The following is a 16599-nucleotide window of genomic DNA, read 5'->3' on the forward strand; positions in this document are numbered from 1 at the left end:
GACCCGTTCGGAGCATTACGCTGCCGACATGACCACGCTCTCGCCGTACGACTCGATGTCTCCGGTCACCCAGGCCGCCTACCGCGCGAAGTCCGCCGCCGCCGACCTCGCGCCGCTGCCGCGGGCCGAGAAGGACGACGCGCTGCTCGCGATCGCGGACGCGCTGGAGGTCCGTACGAGCGAGATCGTCGCGGCCAACGCCAAGGACATCGCGCGCGCCCGCGAGGCCGGCACGAGCGAGACCGTCATCGACCGGCTCACGCTCACGCCCGAGCGCGTGCGCGCGATCGCCTCGGACGTACGCGATGTCGTGTCCCTGCCCGACCCGGTCGGCGAGGTCGTCCGCGGCTCGACCCTCCCGAACGGCATCGACCTGCGCCAGGTCCGCGTCCCGCTCGGCGTCGTCGGGATCATCTACGAGGCCCGCCCGAACGTGACGGTCGACGCCGCCGCCCTCTGCCTGAAGTCCGGCAACGCCGTGCTGCTGCGCGGCTCCTCCTCGGCGTTCGAGTCGAACACCGCCCTGGTCCGCGTCCTGCGCGACGCCGTCGGGGGCGCCGGACTGCCCGCCGACGCCATCCAGCTCGTGCCCGGTGAGGGCCGCGAGTCCGTACGCGAGCTGATGCGCGCCCGCGGGCTGGTCGACGTCCTCATCCCGCGCGGTGGCGCCTCGCTGATCCGCACGGTCGTCCAGGAATCAACCGTCCCGGTCATCGAGACAGGTACCGGCAACTGCCATGTGTACGTCGACGCGCACGCCGACATCGACATGGCGGTCGACATCCTGATCAACTCCAAGGCGCAGCGGCCCAGCGTCTGCAACTCCGCCGAGACGCTCCTCGTCCACCAGGACATCGCGCCCGAGTTCCTGCCGCGTGCCCTGGACGCCCTCGCGGACGCCGGGGTCACGGTGCACGCCGACGAGCGCGTCCTCGCGTACGCCAAGGACTCCAGGGCCACCGTCGTCGAGGCCACCCTCGAGGACTGGGAGACCGAGTACCTCTCGTACGACATCGCCGCCGCCGTCGTCGACTCGCTCGACCGGGCCGTGGACCACATCCGGCTGTGGACCTCGGGCCACACCGAGGCCATCGTCACCACCTCGCAGCAGGCCGCCCGCCGCTTCACCCAGCTGGTCGATTCCACGACGGTCGCGGTCAACGCCTCGACCCGCTTCACGGACGGCGGCCAGTTCGGCTTCGGCGCCGAGATCGGCATCTCCACGCAGAAGCTGCACGCGCGGGGGCCGATGGGGCTTCCGGAGCTGACCAGCACGAAGTACATCGTCACCGGGGACGGACACGTTCGGCGGTAAGGCGACCGCCCGGCGATGTACGGGCGATGTGCGGGCGCGTCCGGCGCGGGGACGGGGCGCGCGGCGCGTGAGACGCGTCTCGTCAGGCGGATGAATTTCCATACCGTCTGCCCAAATTGACACCCCAGGTCTACTCTGGATCCGTGCCGGAGGACGTGGGGGGCTCGCCGTTTCCCGACGGCTGGGAGCCCGACGACGACCGCGACCGCGGGGGTGCGGACGAAGAGTTCGCCTCCGTGGTCTTCGACGAGGACTTCGTACAGGCTGCCGCGATCCACGAGCCGACCGCCGTGGAGCGGCTGCTCTCGGCCGCCCAGGCCCGCGCGGAGGCAGCCGAGGCCGAGACGCGCCGGGCGCACACCCGGGGCGCACGCGGCGACGACGAGCGCTACGAGGACGGCTTCGGACCGGATGCCCGCGGTGATTTCGGCCGGGACCGCGATTTGGACGATCTGGACGACACCGAGGTCCTTCAGGGCCGTTACGGCCTGGCGGGAACGTACGGCAGGGCCTACGGAAAACACACCCGCTGGCAACGCCCCGTCGCCTGGATGCTCGCCCTCGTGATGGGCATCGGCATGGTCGCCCTGGCCTTCGCGGCGGTCTACCGGGGGGCTTCCTCGAACCGCCAGGAACAGGTCCCGCCGCCCGCCTCGACGGGCTTGGAGCAAGGCCTGGACAAGGTCACCGGCACTAGCCCCTCCGCTTCGGCCGACTACTCCCAGCCGGCGGTGTCGGCGGTCCCTCGCACGCCGTGACGAACCGGGGGCGACCCCGTGACGAGCCGGGCTCGGCCCCGCTGCCGGCACCAGGGCGAACCCTGTGCGAATACTCGGACGACTCTGGTGAGAACCTGTCAGAACTTGTCGTGTAGCAGGGCGTTTACCTGAGGTCCCGGAGACCTACTCTGAAGGTATGGGCGGGCCTGGAGAACCACCTGGGGGAACACCCGAGGGTGCTTCCGCCGGTGGAGAGGACGAGTACCGATCCGTCGTCTTCGACGAATCGTTCGTCCGCGCTGCCCGCCTCCAGGAGTTCTCCGCGCAGGAGCGCCTGGCCGACCACGCCCCGGCCGTACGCCGCCGCCCACCCCTCCACCGCGGCCTCTCCCGGCAGGCGCTGATCCTCGTCCTGCTGATCGCCGTCGCCTTCGGCACCGCGATCTACATGGGCGTCCGCCACCCGTACCAGACCCCCGTAGCCCAGCCCCCCGAGCCGCTTCGGATGACGGTCATCCCGCTCGCCCCGCAGGGCGCGGTACCCGGAGCCATGCGCCCCGAGGACCTGTACACGAACAGCCCGGCCGCCCAGTTCCGCATGGGTGCCGAAGGCATCACGCTGCCAGCCTCCCGGCGCACCGCGCACTTCTCCGACAGCCAGGTCGTCACCGCCCTGACCACCGCCAAGGACTACCTCGTCGAGTCCTCCCTCGACCCGGAGGTACTCACCGGCGGCGCCACCCGGCCCGTACGGATCCTGCTCGACCCACAGCAGCTCGACCAGTTCGACGAGAGCTTCGACCGCCCGGCCGCCGACGGGCGGCACGTCCCCACCGGCTGGCTGGTCCGCTTCGACGCGACCCGTGTCGAGCTCGCCGACCCCAAGATCCGTGTGCAGGGCACCCTCCAGGCCGCCGAGTTCGACTCGAACACCCTTGAGGTCATCGCCGACCACACCTTCGTGTACGCGCTGAAGCCGGCGGGCTCGGACGAGAAGGCGGACGCCTCGCTCTTCACCGTCCGGCGCGAGCTGCACTTCCGCTTCGACCGCGACGACCTGCGCATGCACCAGGCGGAGCTGGTCGTCTCCTACGTCCAGGCCGGTCCGCTCGCCTGCTCCGAGGACTCGGTCAACCAGCTGCGCCCGCTGCTCGCGGGGCAGACGGCGAAGGCGGGCGGCCCGGCCGGTACGGACCCGTACGCGACCGGCAGCGCCACCGCGCTGTGCGGATCACTGGCGACCAGCGCGCAGCCTAAGGTCTGAGCTTCTGGGCGCCTTGTGAGCCCGTTTTGCTGAGCTGGTCTCCTTTGCCGAGCTGGTCTCCGGTCAGCCGTTGCCGTTGGGGGTCTCGTCGTCGGGGTGCTCGTCGGTGTCCCTCGGTGGCGCTTCCTTGGTCGAGCTGCCCGTGTCCTTCGGTGAACCGCTCGCGAAGCCTCCGAAGCCGCGTCGCACCCGGCCGCCGAGGTCTCCCGCGCCGCCCGCGATGTCTCCGACCAGCTTCATCAGCGGGTCCTTGGAGTTCTTGACGTCGGAGGCGTAGCTGGCCGCCGACTGCCGGAAGGAGTCCCCGACCGAGGTGTCCTTGTCCTCGCTGCGTCGCGGGTAGTGGCCGTCCATGATCCGCTGGAAGTCGCGGGACTCCGCCCACTTCTTCAGCTCGGCGGCGCGAACGGTGGTGAAGGGGTGCGTGCGGGGAAGGGTATTGAGGATCTTGAGCACGGAGTCGCGCAGGTCGCCCCCGGCCTCGTACTCCTCGGCCTGTGCGAGGAACGCGTCGACGTTCATCTCGTGCAGGTGATTGCCTCCCGCAAGCTTCATCAGGCCGCGCATCGAGGCCTTCAGGTCCTGCCCGACAAGGAGCCCTGCGCGGTCGGCCGACAGCTCCGACTTGCGGAACCACTCGCGCAGCGCGGTCACGATCGCCATGATCGCGATGTTGCCCAGTGGGATCCAGGCCACCCGGAGCGCCAGGTTGGTCAGGAACAGCAGGATCGTGCGGTAGACCGCGTGGCCGGACAGCGCGTGGCCGACTTCATGCCCGACGACGGCCCGCATCTCCTCCTCGTCCAGCAGCTCCACGAGGCCGGTGGTGACGACGATGATCGGCTCGTCCAGGCCGATGCACATCGCGTTGGGCTGCGGGTCCTGGTTGACGTACATCGGCGGGACCTTCTCCAGGTCCAGGATGTGACAGGCGTCCCGCAGCATGGCGTTGAGGTGCGCGAACTGGGCGTCCGAGACGCGCACCGAATCGGACAGGAACAGCAGCCTCAGACTGCGTTCCGGAAGCAGGCCGCTGAGCGCCTTGAAGACCGTGTCGAAGCCGCTGAGCTTGCGCAGGGCCACCAGGGCCGAGCGGTCCGCCGGGTGTTCGTACGCCCGCGAGGAGATCCCCTCGAAGCGCCTGCGCTGCCTGCTCGGCACGTTCTCGTGCCCGTTCTGCTCGTGGCTGTCATCGGACATGTGTTCCCCCATGCTCTGAGTGCCGTGCCCCCGAAGCGGGCTCCAGCGTAGGCGGAGATACCGTCAAGGGGCAGCACACCGTAAGGAGCTATCCCCATGGAGCACATTCCCGCGGCCTTCCGGCTGACCGAGGCGGCCGCCGCCGCAGACACGCAGGGGGCGGGCAATCTGCTCCGCGTCGTGCTGATCGTGATGGTGCTGGGCTCCGTCCTTGTGGCGTGGTTCCTGCTGCGCGGCTACAAGCGGGACGACTGAGGTTCTCGTCGACCGGCGTGCTCACCGCCGGCCTACTCCTTGACTGACGTCGTCCTCGCGGTCGACGTTGCTTCGAGCGGCGTAAGCGGTCGCCGGGGCGGCGCGCGTCACCAACGGCGGAGTCGGCGTGATCGCGGCCGAGCCCCACGCTTACGATGGGCCGACGTCTTTATCCCGCCCACACCGGATAGGTTCTGCCGAGATGAGCTTCCACAGCACCGCCGCACAGTTGGTCACTCTTGCCGCCGAGGGCGAAGAGCACGGCGGCAACCACGAGAGCCTCAGCCCCTACCTCACCGGCGGCGGCGCCTTCTTCATCCTGATGCTGCTGCTGTGGATCACCACGCGTTTCAACCGGGACCGCTGACACCCACCGGGACGGTCAGGGACCCCTGTCGACCAGGGCCCACAGACCGGGCCGGTAGGGTCTGCACGCATGGGAGAGCAGGACATGCCTACCGGTCCGGCGGGTGACACGGAGAGCGGCGCGGCCGACGGCACTGTGAGCGGCGGGATCGCCCGTGGCGCGGTGGGTTCTGGTGCGATGAGTCCTGACATGGTGAGTCCTGGCGTGGTGAAGCGTCTGACGATCGGTCCTGGGAACGCCCCGTCGAATCCGGGCAAGCGCCGCCTCGGCGTCATGGGCGGAACGTTCGACCCGATCCACCACGGACACCTCGTGGCGGCCAGCGAGGTCGCCGCGCAGTTCCACCTCGACGAGGTGGTGTTCGTGCCGACCGGGCAGCCGTGGCAGAAGACCGACCGCAAGGTCACCCCGGCCGAGGACCGCTATCTGATGACGGTCATCGCGACCGCGGAGAACCCGACGTTCTCGGTGAGCCGCATCGACATCGACCGCGGCGGCCCGACCTACACCACGGACACCCTGCGCGACCTGCGCGCGCTCAACCCCGACACGGACCTTTTCTTCATCACCGGCGCCGATGCGCTAGGCCAGATCCTCACCTGGCGGTACGCGGAAGAGCTGTTCTCCCTCGCGCACTTCATCGGGGTCACCCGGCCCGGCCACACCCTGACCGATCCGGGGCTTCCCGAGGGCGGTGTCTCGCTCGTCGAGGTACCCGCGCTCGCCATCTCGTCCACGGACTGCCGCGCGAGGGTCGCCAAGGGCGATCCCGTCTGGTATCTGGTGCCGGACGGTGTGGTGCGCTACATCGACAAGCGTGAGCTGTACCGCGGCTAGTGAGCCGAGAGGGGCACCGGTGAACGACCGATACGACGGGTACGCGGGCGGCGACCAGTACGAGCTCGTCGGCTACGACGAGTTCGGGCAGCCTGTGTACCAGCAGGTGTCGCCCCAGCAGCCTCAGCAGCAGGGCTACGACACCTACGGACAGCAGCAGCCGCAGGGCTACGGCTACGACCCGTACGCGACGGGCCAGCAGCCGCCTGTGTCGCCGTATGACACCGGTCAGCAGCCGCCTGTGTCGTCCCATGACACCGGCCGGCAGCCGCCCGCCCCCACCTACAACACGCAGGACTCCTACGACCCGTACGGCGCCGGCGCGCCCGGTGCCGCCGGGACCTCGACGGGGTACGACCCGTACGGGCAGACGGGCCAGGCCGGGCAGGCGGGCCGGACCGGGCAGACCTCAAGTACCGGTCAGCAGCCCCGGGTTGCCGAGCAGACCGCCTACATCCCGCAGCAGGCGGGTCCCGCGGAGAAGAGCGAGCCCCGGGCCGACCGGGACTACGGCACCGAGCAGTTCGCCTTCGTCGAGGAGCAGGAAGCCGACTCCGAAGACGTCATCGACTGGCTGAAGTTCACCGAGAACCGCACCGAACGCCGCGAGGAGGCCAGGCGCCGCACCCGCGGCCGGATCATCGGCCTGGTCGTGGTGCTCGCCCTGGTCGCTACCGGCGGCGTCGGCTACCTCTGGTACGCGGGCAAGCTCCCCGGCCTGTCGTCGACGAGCGACAAATCCGGCACCGCCACGTCCGCGGCCGCCCAGAAGCGTGACGTGATCGTCGTCCACCTCCACAACACCAGTGGCAGCGGCACCTCCACGATGCTGCTCGTGAACAACACCACCACCAAGCAGGGCACCAGCGTCCTGCTGCCCAACTCCCTTGCCCTGACGGACGACGACGGCAGCACGACCACGCTCGCCAAGTCCGTCGACGACGACGGCTCGGCCGGCACCCTGGACGCCGTCGACACGGTGCTCGGCACCGACATCGAGGGCACCTGGCGTCTCGACACCCCGTACCTCAACAATCTCGTCGAACTCGTCGGCGGCATCGAGATCGACACCAACGCCGATGTGCCGGACCCCGATTCCGACAAGAAGGGCGAGGCGGCCCTCGTGAAGAAGGGCTCGGACCAGTCCCTCAGCGGCAAGATGGCCGTCGCCTACGCCACCTACCAGGCCTCCGGCGAGTCCCAGACCGCCCAGCTGGAGCGGTTCGGGCAGGTCATGCAGGGCGTGCTGCGCAAGCTGTCCTCCGACCCGCAGGCCGCGACGATCACCGTGCAGACCCTCGCGCAGATCCTCGACCCGTCGCTGACCGACAAGGATCTCGGCGCTTTCCTCGCGACCCTCGCCGACCAGGCCAAGGGCGGCGACTACAAGACGGCGCTGCTTCCCGTGCAGCAGGACGGCACCCTGAGCGAGGAGGCCACCGACAGTGTGGTAAAGGACGTGCTCGGAGGCACCGTGAAGAGCCCGGAGGAGGGCGCCGCCGTCCGCGTCGGCATCAAGAACGCCACCGGCGACAAGGACTTCACCGAGAAGGCCCGCGTCGTCCTGGTCAACGGCGGCTACACCTTCCTGGACTCCGGCACGGCCGCCACCAGCCAGAGCGTGTCCCAGATCACATACGCCGACGCCGCCCAGAAGGAGAACGCCGCCGAGGTCGCCAAGACCCTGGGGCTGCCCGCCACCTCGGTGAAGAAGGGCACGGTCACTTCCAACGCGGACGTGTCCGTGGTCCTCGGCCAGGACTACGAGCCCTCGTCCTCGTAGACAGGACGCGGGAGAGGGCGCCCGCCCCGGGACGGTCGACGAGCCGTCCCGGGGGCGGCCGGCGGCAGGGCCGGAGAAACGCGTGGGGTGTCGTCGGCGGTCCGTGAGACCCTTGAGTCATTACTGACCGCCTACGGAAAGCCGCGTAGTGACCGCCACGGACCGCTCCATCGAGCTCATCAAGACCGCCGCACAGGCGGCCGCCGACAAGCTCGCGCACGACATCATCGCGTACGACGTCAGCGACGTACTTTCGATCACCGACGCCTTCCTGCTGGCGTCCGCTCCCAACGACCGCCAGGTCAAGTCGATCGTCGACGAGATCGAGGAGCGGCTGAACAAGGAGCTCGGCACCAAGCCGGTGCGCCGCGAGGGCGACCGCGAGGCCCGCTGGGTGCTGCTCGACTACGTCGACATCGTGGTGCACGTGCAGCACAGCGAGGAGCGTGTCTTCTACGCCCTCGAGCGGCTGTGGAAGGACTGCCCGGAGCTGGACCTGCCCGCCGACGCCCTGGCGACCCGAGGCAAGGGCGCCGAGCACGCCAAGCTCCAGGATGCGGAGGACGCCGCCGAGCTCGGAGAGCTCCGGTGACCGCCGCGGGCGCCGAGGCCGGGAAGAAGCCCGGCCGGGGCCGCCGCGTCATCCTCTGGCGGCACGGCCAGACGTCCTGGAACGTCGAGCGGCGCTTCCAGGGCACGACGAACGTCGAGCTGACCGAGACCGGCATCGGCCAGGCCCGCCGCGCCGCTCGGCTGCTCGCCTCGCTGAAGCCCGACGTGATCGTCGCCTCGGACCTCAAGCGCGCCGCCGACACGGCCGCCGAGCTCTCCGTGCTCACCGGCCTCGACGTCACCCACGACGAGGGCCTGCGTGAGACCTACGCGGGCGTCTGGCAGGGGCTGACGCACAACGAGATCATCGCCCGGCACGGCGAGGAGTACGCCGCCTGGAAGCGCGGTGAGCCCGTCCGCCGCGGTGGAGGCGAACTGGAGAGCGAGGTCGCCGACCGCGCCGCCCCCGTGGTGCTGCGGCATGCCGAAAAGCTCCCCGACGACGGCACCCTCGTGATCGTCAGCCACGGTGGCACGATCCGCACCACCATCGGCCGTCTCCTCGGTCTGGAATCCCAGCACTGGGAGAGCCTCGGCGGGCTCTCCAACTGCTGCTGGTCCGTCCTCGGAGAGGGCGCCCGGGGCTGGCGACTCCTGGAGCACAACGCCGGCACGCTGCCGGAACCGGTGCTCGGCGACGACGACTGAGCGGCCCCTGTCCGGTCCCGCGGACCCGTCGGGACCGGATTTCACTTTCCGGCTGGTCGCAGGCTAAAGTTCTTCTTGTTCGCCCCGCCGGGCGGGAAGAACACACGGGGCTATAGCTCAGTTGGTAGAGCGCCTGCATGGCATGCAGGAGGTCAGGAGTTCAATTCTCCTTAGCTCCACAGATCGACTCTTTTGAGTTGTCAAAGATCAGTGGTGAATGATCCCGTTCCCGTCAGGGGACGGGGTTTTTCGTTGTCTGGACAGTTATGTCTGAACAGCTGTCGGTGCCGCCCTCAGGTCGCGGAGTCGTGCCGTCCGCAGATGCGTCTCCTCGTCGTCCGGCTGGTAGACCACGATCCGGCACTCGGACATGCCGTGGATCGACAGCGAGACGGACGTCATCCGCATCTCACCGACCGCCGTGTGCCGGAACGTCTTCACCCGCGAACCCGGCTGCGCCACATCGCCGACGCTCCACAGTCGGGCGAAGAGAGGGCTGGCCTCCGACAGCCTGCGTATGAAGTCCTCCCAGACGGGTTCGCCCGCATGGAGCCCGTACGACGAGCGCAGTGTCGCCACCATCACCGGGAGCTCGGTGTCCCGGAACACCAGCGGACAGTCGGGCTCGGGCATCGTGAACAGCGTCCACAGCGCGTTGTACGACCGGGTCTTGAGGGCGCCCGGCACGAAGAACACGTCGCGGTAGGCGGGGTTGGTGGCGAGGATGTCGAACCGTGAGTTGTAGACCACCGCCGGGTGCGGGTCGAGGGCGTCGAGGATGCTCTGGACCTGCGGGCCCACGGCTCGCGCGGCGGTCTGGGGATCCGGCTCGTACGGCACCTCGGCCAGGTGGTACAGATGCTCACGCTCCGGCTGGTCGAGGCGCAGCGTGCGCGCCACTGCGTCCAGGACCTGCGCGGACGCGTTGATCGGGCGTCCCTGCTCCAGCCACGTGTACCAGGTGACGCCGACGCCGGAGAGCTGCGCGACCTCTTCGCGGCGCAGCCCGGGTGTGCGGCGCCGGAAGCCCGGCGGCATCCCCACGTCGGCGGGTGTCACCCGCGCCCGCCTGCCGCGCAGGAAGGCGGCCAGCTCCGGCCTGCGGCGCTGTGCCGTGTTCATCGGCATCACATCCCCCGTCACCCATCGTCCGTGCTCGGCCCGTCCGCTGCCAGGTGCTGTCAGTACCAGCATCGGCGGGCTCTCGTTACCCGTATCCACTCGCCGTCAGGCTCGATGCCATGACGACGACAACCCCCTCGGGACCAGGCCCCGCAGCAGGTCCAAGTCCTGTGACCAGTAAAGCCCCTGGCACTGACAATCGCCCCGGACGGCTGCTCGCGGTGGTGCTCGCGGCCCAGTTCATGGCACTGCTCGACGTCTTCATCGTGAACGTCGCGGTGCCCACGATCGGTTCCGAACTCCACGCGTCCGGCGCGGGCCTGCAACTGGTGGTCGCCGGATACACCATCGCGTACGCCGTGCTGCTGATCACCGGAGCGCGGCTGGGCGACCGGCTCGGCCACCGCCGTGTCTATCTGGCCGGGCTCGCCCTGTTCACGGCCGCGTCGCTGGCCTGCGGACTGGCGCAGGGCACCGGCGAGTTGATCGCCTTCCGGCTGGTTCAGGGTGCCGGGTCGGCCGTGATGATCCCGCAGGTACTCAGCCTCATCCAGCGCAACTTCAGCGGCGAGGCGCGGGCCCGGGCGCTCGGCGCGTACGCGGCCGTCCTCGCGACCGGTGCCGCGGCCGGGCAGGTGCTGGGCGGCGTCCTGGTCAGCGCGGACCTGTTCGGCACCAGCTGGCGGCCGGTGTTCCTGGTCAACGTGCCCGTGGGCGTCGTACTCCTGGCCGTCGGCCGACGCATACTGCCGCGGGACGACGCGCGGGCCCTCGAGCGTTCGCGCGGCCTCGACCTGCCGGGGCTCGTCCTCCTCGCCGCCGCTGTCTCGCTGTTCACCGTGCCGCTCGTGCTGGGGCAGGAGGAGGACTGGCCGCTGTGGTCCTGGCTGTCGCTGGGCGCGGCCGCGGTGTGCTTCGGGCTGTTCTGTCTGTACGAGTCCCGCCTCGCCCGACGTGGCGGGGCGCCGCTGATCGCGCCGAGGGTGTTGCGGCAGCCCGGCGTCGGCCTCGCGGTCTTCCGGCTACTGGCCGTGATGGCCGTGAACGCCGGCTTCCTTTTCACACTCACGCTGCACATACAGGGCGGTCTCGGCTACAGCGCGCTGCGCGCGGGGCTCACCTTCGCACCGACCGCGGTGGTCTTCGGCCTGGTCGGTCTGACCTGGCGCAACTGGCCCGCGTCCTGGCAGCGCAGCCTGATTCCGGCCGGCTTCGCCCTCGCGGCGATCTCCGTTGCCGGTGTCGGACGTGTGCTGCGGGACGGAGGTGACGGCGGCCCGTGGCTGTACGTGGCGTTCGCGGGGGTGGGCGTGGGCCTCGCGCTCGGTTTCAGTCCCACCCTCACCAAGGCCCTGGCCACCGTCCGTGCCGAGGACGCGGCGGACGCCAGCGGGCTGCTCGCGACGGTCACCCAGCTCGGTCAGCTGATCGGTGTCGCGGCCTTCGGCACACTCTTCTTGAACCGGCTTGAGTCACTTGGGGCCCCCGGGGCGTATACCTCTGCGGACGCGCTCCTCGCGTGCATGTATGCGCTGGCCGGGACGGCCACGCTGGGTGCCGTGTCCGGACTGGTACGAAGGCGTCGCTGACCGTATTGCTCCGGCCGTGGCAGAATCAAACGGCCGGAAGGGGGCGCGGCCCGACGGGAGGGAGAAGCGATGCCTGCGAGCATCCTCGAGGAGGTCGACGATCTCCTCGAAGCGGCACAGACACGCAGAAAAGTAACTCTCCTTGACTGCCCTTCCTGCGGATCGGTCCATGTCGCCCAGGTTCTCGGCGACAACGGCGGGATCTCCTACGTGTGCACGGCCTGCGGCCACAGCTGGAGCTGATCGATGGGTGCGCACAGGCGAAAGTGCGATTGGTGCGGCAGTGGTACGCCAATCGTCCGCGACATGGAACCGGTCAACCACGACTACCAGTACTGGTGCGAGGAGTGCGCGCGGGCGCTGATCATAAAGGGCGACCCGATCGAGACGTACCGCGAACTGGAGGGCGAGCCGATCTACGGCCGGCTCCTCGACGAGCACTGCACGCTCAAGCGGTTCTATTCGTTCGCGACAGCCTGAGCCCGGCGAGGGCCAGGAAAGCGGAACCGGCCCCTACGTAGAGGGCCGACAAGGTCAACTCGGCGCCGGTCTGGTGCAGTTCGAGCCTGCCCGGGCCGTGCGGCACCCACCACAGCGCGTACGAGCAGAAGGCCGGCGCCGTGCAGAGGGCGGCGGTCCGGCTGGCCGTCGCGAGGAGCAGCACCATCGGTACGCACCACACCCAGTGGTGCGACCACGACACCGGGCTGACCAGCAGAGCCGTCACTGCACACGCGAGCACCGCCCAGGCCCGCCCTCCGCGCAGTTCCGCGGCCACGGCGAGAGCGAGGCCCGCCGCGCCCACCACAGCCGCCGTGGCGGCCCACCAGACGCCGGGCTCGGTGGTGTGCAGCAGTCGGGCCAGGACGCCGCGCAGCGACTGGTTCGCGGTGTCCTCGACGAGCCCCACGCGACCCGCCTCGAAGACCATGCGGGTCCAGAAGCGCCATGAGTCGTACGGCAGGACGGCCGCCGCCAGCAGCGTCGCCCCGGCGAACGCGACGGCCGCCCCGCGCGCGTGCCGTAACCACGGCCCCGCGGAGCCCCGCCTCATGTACTCCACGGCGCCGGTGAGCAGGAGGAACACCGCGAAGAGCGCGGGCGTCAGTTTGATCGCCGCCGCGATGCCGATGCCCACTCCGGCCCAGCGGTGGCCGGGCCGGCGTGACAGGTCCCACAGCACCAGTACGGCGAGCAGCAGATTGATCTGCCCGTACCGCAGTGTCGTCCACACCGGCTCGCACCACACGGCAGCCGCCGAGACCCACCAGACGCGCTCCACGCGCGCGTGCCCGACGAGCCGCAGCGAGAGGGCCACGAACCCCACAAGAAGAGCCAGGTTTCCGGCCGTTGCCAGGGTTCGCATGCTCGCCGTGTCCAGCAGCGTCAGCGGTGTGAACAGCAGCGCCGCGAACGGCGGGTAGGTGGTGGGCAGATGGGCCTCGGTCGTGCGCAGTGCGTAGAGGTCGCCGCCCGCGCGGACCGTCTCGCCCTCCGCCCGGTACACCATCAGGTCGATCATCGACACGTGTGCGGCCCGCTGCGCGCACCAGAAGGCCGCGAACGACAGCAGGCACGCCCCCAGGGCGACGGGCACCCGGCGGCGGACACGGGGCGCGGCGATCACGGTCACGAAGGCCGACACTATCCCGCATATCCGTATTGTCCGCACAGCACGGAAACGATTTGGTGGTGCACCCGGAGGACCGTGTAATGTTGGCGTCGCCGCCGGGGAAACCCGGGCGACACGGTCAAGATGCGGCTTCGCCGCATGGCCACAAGGGGCTATAGCTCAGTTGGTAGAGCGCCTGCATGGCATGCAGGAGGTCAGGAGTTCAATTCTCCTTAGCTCCACAGACGTTGAAAGCGGGCCACCCGATCAGGGTGGCCCGCTTCTTCGTGTTCAGCGACCGGAGCCGAGCGCCCGGCGGCCGCGCTTCTCGGAGAGCACGGGCAGGTTGTTGCGCGCCGGGGCGGAGGACCTGGTGTCCTCCTCGAGGCGCAGCGCCAGCGCCGGGCAGCGGCGTACGGCGCGCAGGGCCTTCGCCTCCGCGTACCGGGGCACCGATGCCTGCGCGACGGTGGGAAAGCCGTCGGCGCCCAGTTCGAAGACCTCGGGAAGGATGTCCGCGCACAGGCCGTGCCCACGGCACAGCGTCCAGTCGACGTAGATCTTCTGGCGGGGAGGACCCGCCTCCAGCTGGTTCTGGCCGCCAGGGATGCCCGTCGGGGTCTGGCCGCCCTCGAAGAGCGGCAGAACGCCCTCCACGGGCCTTCCGCAGCCGTTGCCGAGGACATGCGCGGCGAGGTCGTCGGTGAAGGCCTTGAGCGTCGACTCGATGAACATCGCGGAGCCGTCCGGGTGCGAGCACGCGCCGCGCCGCTTCACGGCCTTGGCGACCTGCTTCACGGCTTCCAGGGCGGCCGGGCCGCCGCCGTTGAGGATGTCCTCCAGGCCGCGTGCCGCGGCGGGCAGACCGAGGTAGCAGGGACCGCACTGTCCCGCGCTCTCCTCGGCCAGCCACTGCGCCACTCGCAGTGACTCACCGAGGGGGCAGGTCTGCTGGGTGATCGGGAGGATCGCGCCGGCGCCGAGGGCGCCGCCCACCGCGTCCAGGTTGTTGCGCGAGACGATCGCCTCGTTGACCGTCGCCGCGTCCAGCCACTTGCCGTGGTACCCGCCGGTCAGCACGCCCTGCGGCATGGGCGGGGCGCCCGCGAGCTGGAGCACGTACCGCAGCGGTACACCGGTCGGGACCTCGATCACCATGGGGCGGGCGACGGCGCCGGAGACGGTCAGCATGACGGTGCCGGGCTCGTCGTACAGGCCCGTGTTGCGGTAGCGGTCGGGGCCGATGCGGGCCGCGATGGCCAGTTGGGCGAACGTCTCGGCGTTGGACAGCAGCGTGGGCGCGCCGCCGACACCGGTCTGCGACGCGCTGATCTTGCGGCCGGGCGGGATGGCCGGGCCGCCGTCGATGGAACGGATCAGCGAGGCCGCCGCTCCGGTCACCATGCGCACCGGATTGCGCTGCACGCGCGCGCGCAGGGGTGATCCGCGGCGGTTGCTCAGGCCGCGCTCGGCCAGCGCGGCCTCCATGGACCGCTGGGTGGACTCACGGGTCACGCCGATCACGAGGGTGCGGGCGCCCATGGCCTCCGCGGCCAGCAGTGCGCCGTCCAGGATGAGGTGCGGGGCTCGGTTGATGAGCACCGTGTCCTTGCGGCAGGCGGGTTCGTCCTCGCTTCCGTTGACGACCACCACGGGGCGGATGCCCTTCTTGATGGCCGATTCCGCCACGGAGCGCAGTTTCTTGGCGAAGGGGAAGCCCGCGCCGCCGCGGCCCTTCAGGGAGATCGCTTCGGCGAGGCCCGCGAGTTGCTCGCCGCCCATGGGTTCGAGCGGCCCGTGCACCTTGAGGTGCATCGGGAGATCGAGTCGTTCAACCAGGTCGAAACCCGACGTGAGCTGCGGAAGTCCGACGACGCGGACTTCCGGGACGTCGGGTAGGGCCTCGTTCACTTAAAGCCTCCGGAAGGGGCGTTCCATGATTCACCGGAGCCAGGAGCGTCGAAGGCACCCGGCAGTACTTCAGTCGTGGGACCGCTGTCGTACGTGTCGTTGGGGTTGTACGTGCCGTAGGCATCGTTCGACTCACCGGTGTCGTACACGTCACTCGTGCCGTACGTGTTGGCGGCTGAATTGTCATAGACAGGGATGTTGTATCCCGTGTCATTGAGCGGGTCGTAGGCAGAGGGGGGCGCGGCACCGACGGGCGGCGGCGAGGGAATCGGCCAACTGCCCGACGTGCTTCCGTTGTCGACGCGCTGGAACGTCTCTGTGGGCTGCATGTCCATGGGCATCTGGAAGCGCTCGGTCGGGTCGGGGCCCAGGGCGTCTCCGCCGGGAGGGCCCGACACTGCGCGGTAGGCGGCTGCGAAGCCGTTGTTTCCGCTGGTCGCGGCCGGGTCGTACGGGGCCTCGTAGGGCGAAGCGGGGGACGCCATGCGCTGCTGGGGCACATACGTGTCCTCGAGGGACTGCCGCGGGCGCGGGGCGAATCCCGGCTGGGAGGCGCCCCCCGCGGCGGCACGGGATGCCTCGAGATCCTCACGGGCGAGGCGGCCACCGTTGCGGTTGTTCTCTCCGATGATCGCGAGGATCCGCTCGGCGATGGCGCGCTTGAGGGGGCCGGAGGACGAGCGCAGGGCCAGGGCGACTGCCACGAAGACCAGGCAGAGGCTGTACATCACGGTGACGTAGGTCGCGGCGGGACGCCCCGCGTACAGGCCGTGCACCAGGGCCGAGCACCAGGCCGGGTACGCCAGCATGTGCACGGCCCGCCAGCGTGCGGCGATCGGCGCGGGGGACGCGAAGGCGCTGCGCAGCGCACCGGTGATGGCCGTGAAGATCATGAGCAGGCCGGCCAGTGAGCCGAAGCCGATGAGTCCGTTGGTGCCCGTGACGCCGAGCCCGAAGGGGACCACGGCGGCGACCACTGTGGTGTGGTCCAGCACCAGCTTGACCGAGACGTGCAGCAGGAGGAAGGCGACCGAGGACACGGCGGTCGTTCTGTGCACGGCCTGCGCGACCAGTCGCTGGCGTGTGTTGAGGAACAGCCGGTCGGTGGCGACGATTCCCCACACCACGGAGCAGGTGAGGGCGACCAGCGACAGCACGCCGGCGCCGAAGTTGAGGAAGTCGCGCAGGCCGTCACCTCCGACCAGCACGACCACGGGTATGAGCAACAGCGCGGCAGCCGTCAGGGCCCCGTAAGCCGATCGGCCCGGCTGGGGAAGCGAGCTGTTCTTACGACGAGGGGTCATGGGGTTACTCCCAAACAGTTCGGGGAAGCGGTCCCGAAGCCGCACTCTAAGTCGAGCCATA

At 69.9% G+C, this 16599-nt stretch carries 17 protein-coding genes and 2 tRNA genes; 14 read left to right on the plus strand and 5 right to left on the minus strand.

All coding sequences use genetic code 11. From position 1 onward, the window contains the following. The first annotated feature begins 28 nt into the window (after positions 1-28). The 3 genes from OG246_RS16825 (at position 29) to OG246_RS16835 (ending at position 3298) form a co-directional block, all read left to right on the plus strand. Positions 29-1315 carry a glutamate-5-semialdehyde dehydrogenase gene (locus OG246_RS16825; protein ID WP_266462418.1) on the plus strand — a complete coding sequence of 429 codons (1287 nt, stop codon included), beginning with the start codon at positions 29-31 and terminating at the stop codon, positions 1313-1315. A 143-nt stretch (positions 1316-1458) separates the two neighbouring features. Then, complete coding sequence (locus OG246_RS16830; protein WP_266462421.1) at positions 1459-2073, plus strand: hypothetical protein; 615 nt, start codon at positions 1459-1461, stop codon at positions 2071-2073. A 157-nt stretch (positions 2074-2230) separates the two neighbouring features. After that, on the plus strand, positions 2231-3298 hold the full coding sequence (locus tag OG246_RS16835) for a hypothetical protein (protein ID WP_266462423.1): 1068 nt from the start codon (positions 2231-2233) through the stop codon (positions 3296-3298). Positions 3299-3361: 63 nt separating this feature from the next. Here the strand turns inward: OG246_RS16835 and OG246_RS16840 are convergent, their stop codons facing one another. Further along, positions 3362-4498 (minus strand): M48 family metallopeptidase, encoded by a 1137-nt coding sequence (locus OG246_RS16840; protein WP_266462427.1) that lies wholly within the window; start codon positions 4496-4498, stop codon positions 3362-3364. A gap of 96 nt (positions 4499-4594) precedes the next feature. On the opposite strand from OG246_RS16840, the gene OG246_RS16845 reads away from it, so the two are divergent. The 7 genes from OG246_RS16845 (at position 4595) to OG246_RS16875 (ending at position 9179) form a co-directional block, all read left to right on the plus strand. Further along, the gene (locus tag OG246_RS16845; RefSeq protein WP_266462430.1) at positions 4595-4753 is read left to right on the plus strand and encodes a hypothetical protein; all 159 of its coding nucleotides are present in this window, start codon (positions 4595-4597) and stop codon (positions 4751-4753) included. A gap of 202 nt (positions 4754-4955) precedes the next feature. Next, positions 4956-5120: a hypothetical protein gene (locus OG246_RS16850; protein ID WP_198655517.1), complete on the plus strand. Its 165-nt coding sequence runs from the start codon at positions 4956-4958 to the stop codon at positions 5118-5120. A 189-nt stretch (positions 5121-5309) separates the two neighbouring features. Continuing rightward, positions 5310-5957, plus strand: coding sequence for a nicotinate-nucleotide adenylyltransferase (gene nadD / locus OG246_RS16855; protein WP_266464280.1), 648 nt, complete (start codon positions 5310-5312; stop codon positions 5955-5957). A gap of 19 nt (positions 5958-5976) precedes the next feature. Then, on the plus strand, positions 5977-7740 hold the full coding sequence (locus tag OG246_RS16860; RefSeq protein ID WP_266462435.1) for an LCP family protein: 1764 nt from the start codon (positions 5977-5979) through the stop codon (positions 7738-7740). 148 nt (positions 7741-7888) lie between these two features. Then, the gene (gene rsfS / locus OG246_RS16865) at positions 7889-8332 is read left to right on the plus strand and encodes a ribosome silencing factor (protein WP_266462438.1); all 444 of its coding nucleotides are present in this window, start codon (positions 7889-7891) and stop codon (positions 8330-8332) included. After that, a complete protein-coding gene (locus OG246_RS16870) occupies positions 8329-9000 on the plus strand; it encodes a histidine phosphatase family protein (protein ID WP_266462441.1) in 672 nt (223 codons plus the stop codon). Before rsfS ends, OG246_RS16870 begins: the two co-directional genes overlap by 4 nt. 106 nt (positions 9001-9106) lie before the next feature. After that, positions 9107-9179: transfer RNA gene (locus OG246_RS16875), tRNA-Ala, on the plus strand. 85 nt (positions 9180-9264) lie between these two features. On the opposite strand, the gene OG246_RS16880 is transcribed toward OG246_RS16875, so the two are convergent. After that, the gene (locus OG246_RS16880) at positions 9265-10122 is read right to left on the minus strand and encodes a helix-turn-helix transcriptional regulator (RefSeq protein WP_266462445.1); all 858 of its coding nucleotides are present in this window, start codon (positions 10120-10122) and stop codon (positions 9265-9267) included. Between the two features lie 224 nt (positions 10123-10346). Between OG246_RS16880 and OG246_RS16885 the strand changes: the two genes are divergently transcribed. The 3 genes from OG246_RS16885 to OG246_RS16895 all read left to right on the plus strand — a co-directional run bounded on the left by OG246_RS16885 (position 10347) and on the right by OG246_RS16895 (position 12191). Then, a complete protein-coding gene (locus OG246_RS16885; RefSeq protein ID WP_266464285.1) occupies positions 10347-11711 on the plus strand; it encodes an MFS transporter in 1365 nt (454 codons plus the stop codon). 69 nt (positions 11712-11780) lie between these two features. Next, entirely contained in the window at positions 11781-11954 is a 174-nt protein-coding gene (locus tag OG246_RS16890; RefSeq protein ID WP_266462448.1) for a hypothetical protein, read from the plus strand. Between the two features lie 3 nt (positions 11955-11957). Then, positions 11958-12191: a hypothetical protein gene (locus tag OG246_RS16895; protein WP_010986886.1), complete on the plus strand. Its 234-nt coding sequence runs from the start codon at positions 11958-11960 to the stop codon at positions 12189-12191. Here OG246_RS16895 and OG246_RS16900 read toward each other — a convergent pair. Beyond that, a complete protein-coding gene (locus OG246_RS16900) occupies positions 12160-13344 on the minus strand; it encodes a glycosyltransferase 87 family protein (RefSeq protein WP_266462452.1) in 1185 nt (394 codons plus the stop codon). The genes OG246_RS16895 and OG246_RS16900 overlap by 32 nt on opposite strands. A 148-nt stretch (positions 13345-13492) precedes the next feature. On the opposite strand from OG246_RS16900, the gene OG246_RS16905 reads away from it, so the two are divergent. Next, positions 13493-13565, plus strand: a tRNA-Ala gene (locus OG246_RS16905). Between the two features lie 49 nt (positions 13566-13614). Here OG246_RS16905 and OG246_RS16910 read toward each other — a convergent pair. Together OG246_RS16910 and OG246_RS16915 are read right to left on the minus strand one after the other, a co-directional pair. Continuing rightward, positions 13615-15234: an NADH-quinone oxidoreductase subunit NuoF family protein gene (locus OG246_RS16910; RefSeq protein ID WP_266462458.1), complete on the minus strand. Its 1620-nt coding sequence runs from the start codon at positions 15232-15234 to the stop codon at positions 13615-13617. Beyond that, the gene (locus OG246_RS16915) at positions 15231-16538 is read right to left on the minus strand and encodes a ferric reductase-like transmembrane domain-containing protein (RefSeq protein ID WP_266462461.1); all 1308 of its coding nucleotides are present in this window, start codon (positions 16536-16538) and stop codon (positions 15231-15233) included. Before OG246_RS16915 ends, OG246_RS16910 begins: the two co-directional genes overlap by 4 nt. Between the last annotated feature and the right edge of the window lie 61 nt (positions 16539-16599).

The sequence above is a fragment of the Streptomyces sp. NBC_00620 genome (assembly GCF_026341825.1).
Classification (GTDB): Bacteria; Actinomycetota; Actinomycetes; order Streptomycetales; family Streptomycetaceae; genus Streptomyces.

What these genes read in the sequence shown, in the direction of transcription:
- OG246_RS16825 (WP_266462418.1), top strand. Translation starts at nt 29, where the DNA reads ATGACCACGCTCTCGCCGTACGACTCGATGTCTCCGGTCACCCAGGCC.
- OG246_RS16835 (WP_266462423.1), top strand. Translation starts at nt 2,231, where the DNA reads ATGGGCGGGCCTGGAGAACCACCTGGGGGAACACCCGAGGGTGCTTCC.
- OG246_RS16840 (WP_266462427.1), bottom strand. Translation starts at nt 4,498, where the DNA reads ATGTCCGATGACAGCCACGAGCAGAACGGGCACGAGAACGTGCCGAGC.
- OG246_RS16845 (WP_266462430.1), top strand. Translation starts at nt 4,595, where the DNA reads ATGGAGCACATTCCCGCGGCCTTCCGGCTGACCGAGGCGGCCGCCGCC.
- OG246_RS16850 (WP_198655517.1), top strand. Translation starts at nt 4,956, where the DNA reads ATGAGCTTCCACAGCACCGCCGCACAGTTGGTCACTCTTGCCGCCGAG.
- nadD (WP_266464280.1), top strand. Translation starts at nt 5,310, where the DNA reads ATGGTGAGTCCTGGCGTGGTGAAGCGTCTGACGATCGGTCCTGGGAAC.
- OG246_RS16880 (WP_266462445.1), bottom strand. Translation starts at nt 10,122, where the DNA reads ATGAACACGGCACAGCGCCGCAGGCCGGAGCTGGCCGCCTTCCTGCGC.
- OG246_RS16890 (WP_266462448.1), top strand. Translation starts at nt 11,781, where the DNA reads ATGCCTGCGAGCATCCTCGAGGAGGTCGACGATCTCCTCGAAGCGGCA.
- OG246_RS16895 (WP_010986886.1), top strand. Translation starts at nt 11,958, where the DNA reads ATGGGTGCGCACAGGCGAAAGTGCGATTGGTGCGGCAGTGGTACGCCA.
- OG246_RS16915 (WP_266462461.1), bottom strand. Translation starts at nt 16,538, where the DNA reads ATGACCCCTCGTCGTAAGAACAGCTCGCTTCCCCAGCCGGGCCGATCG.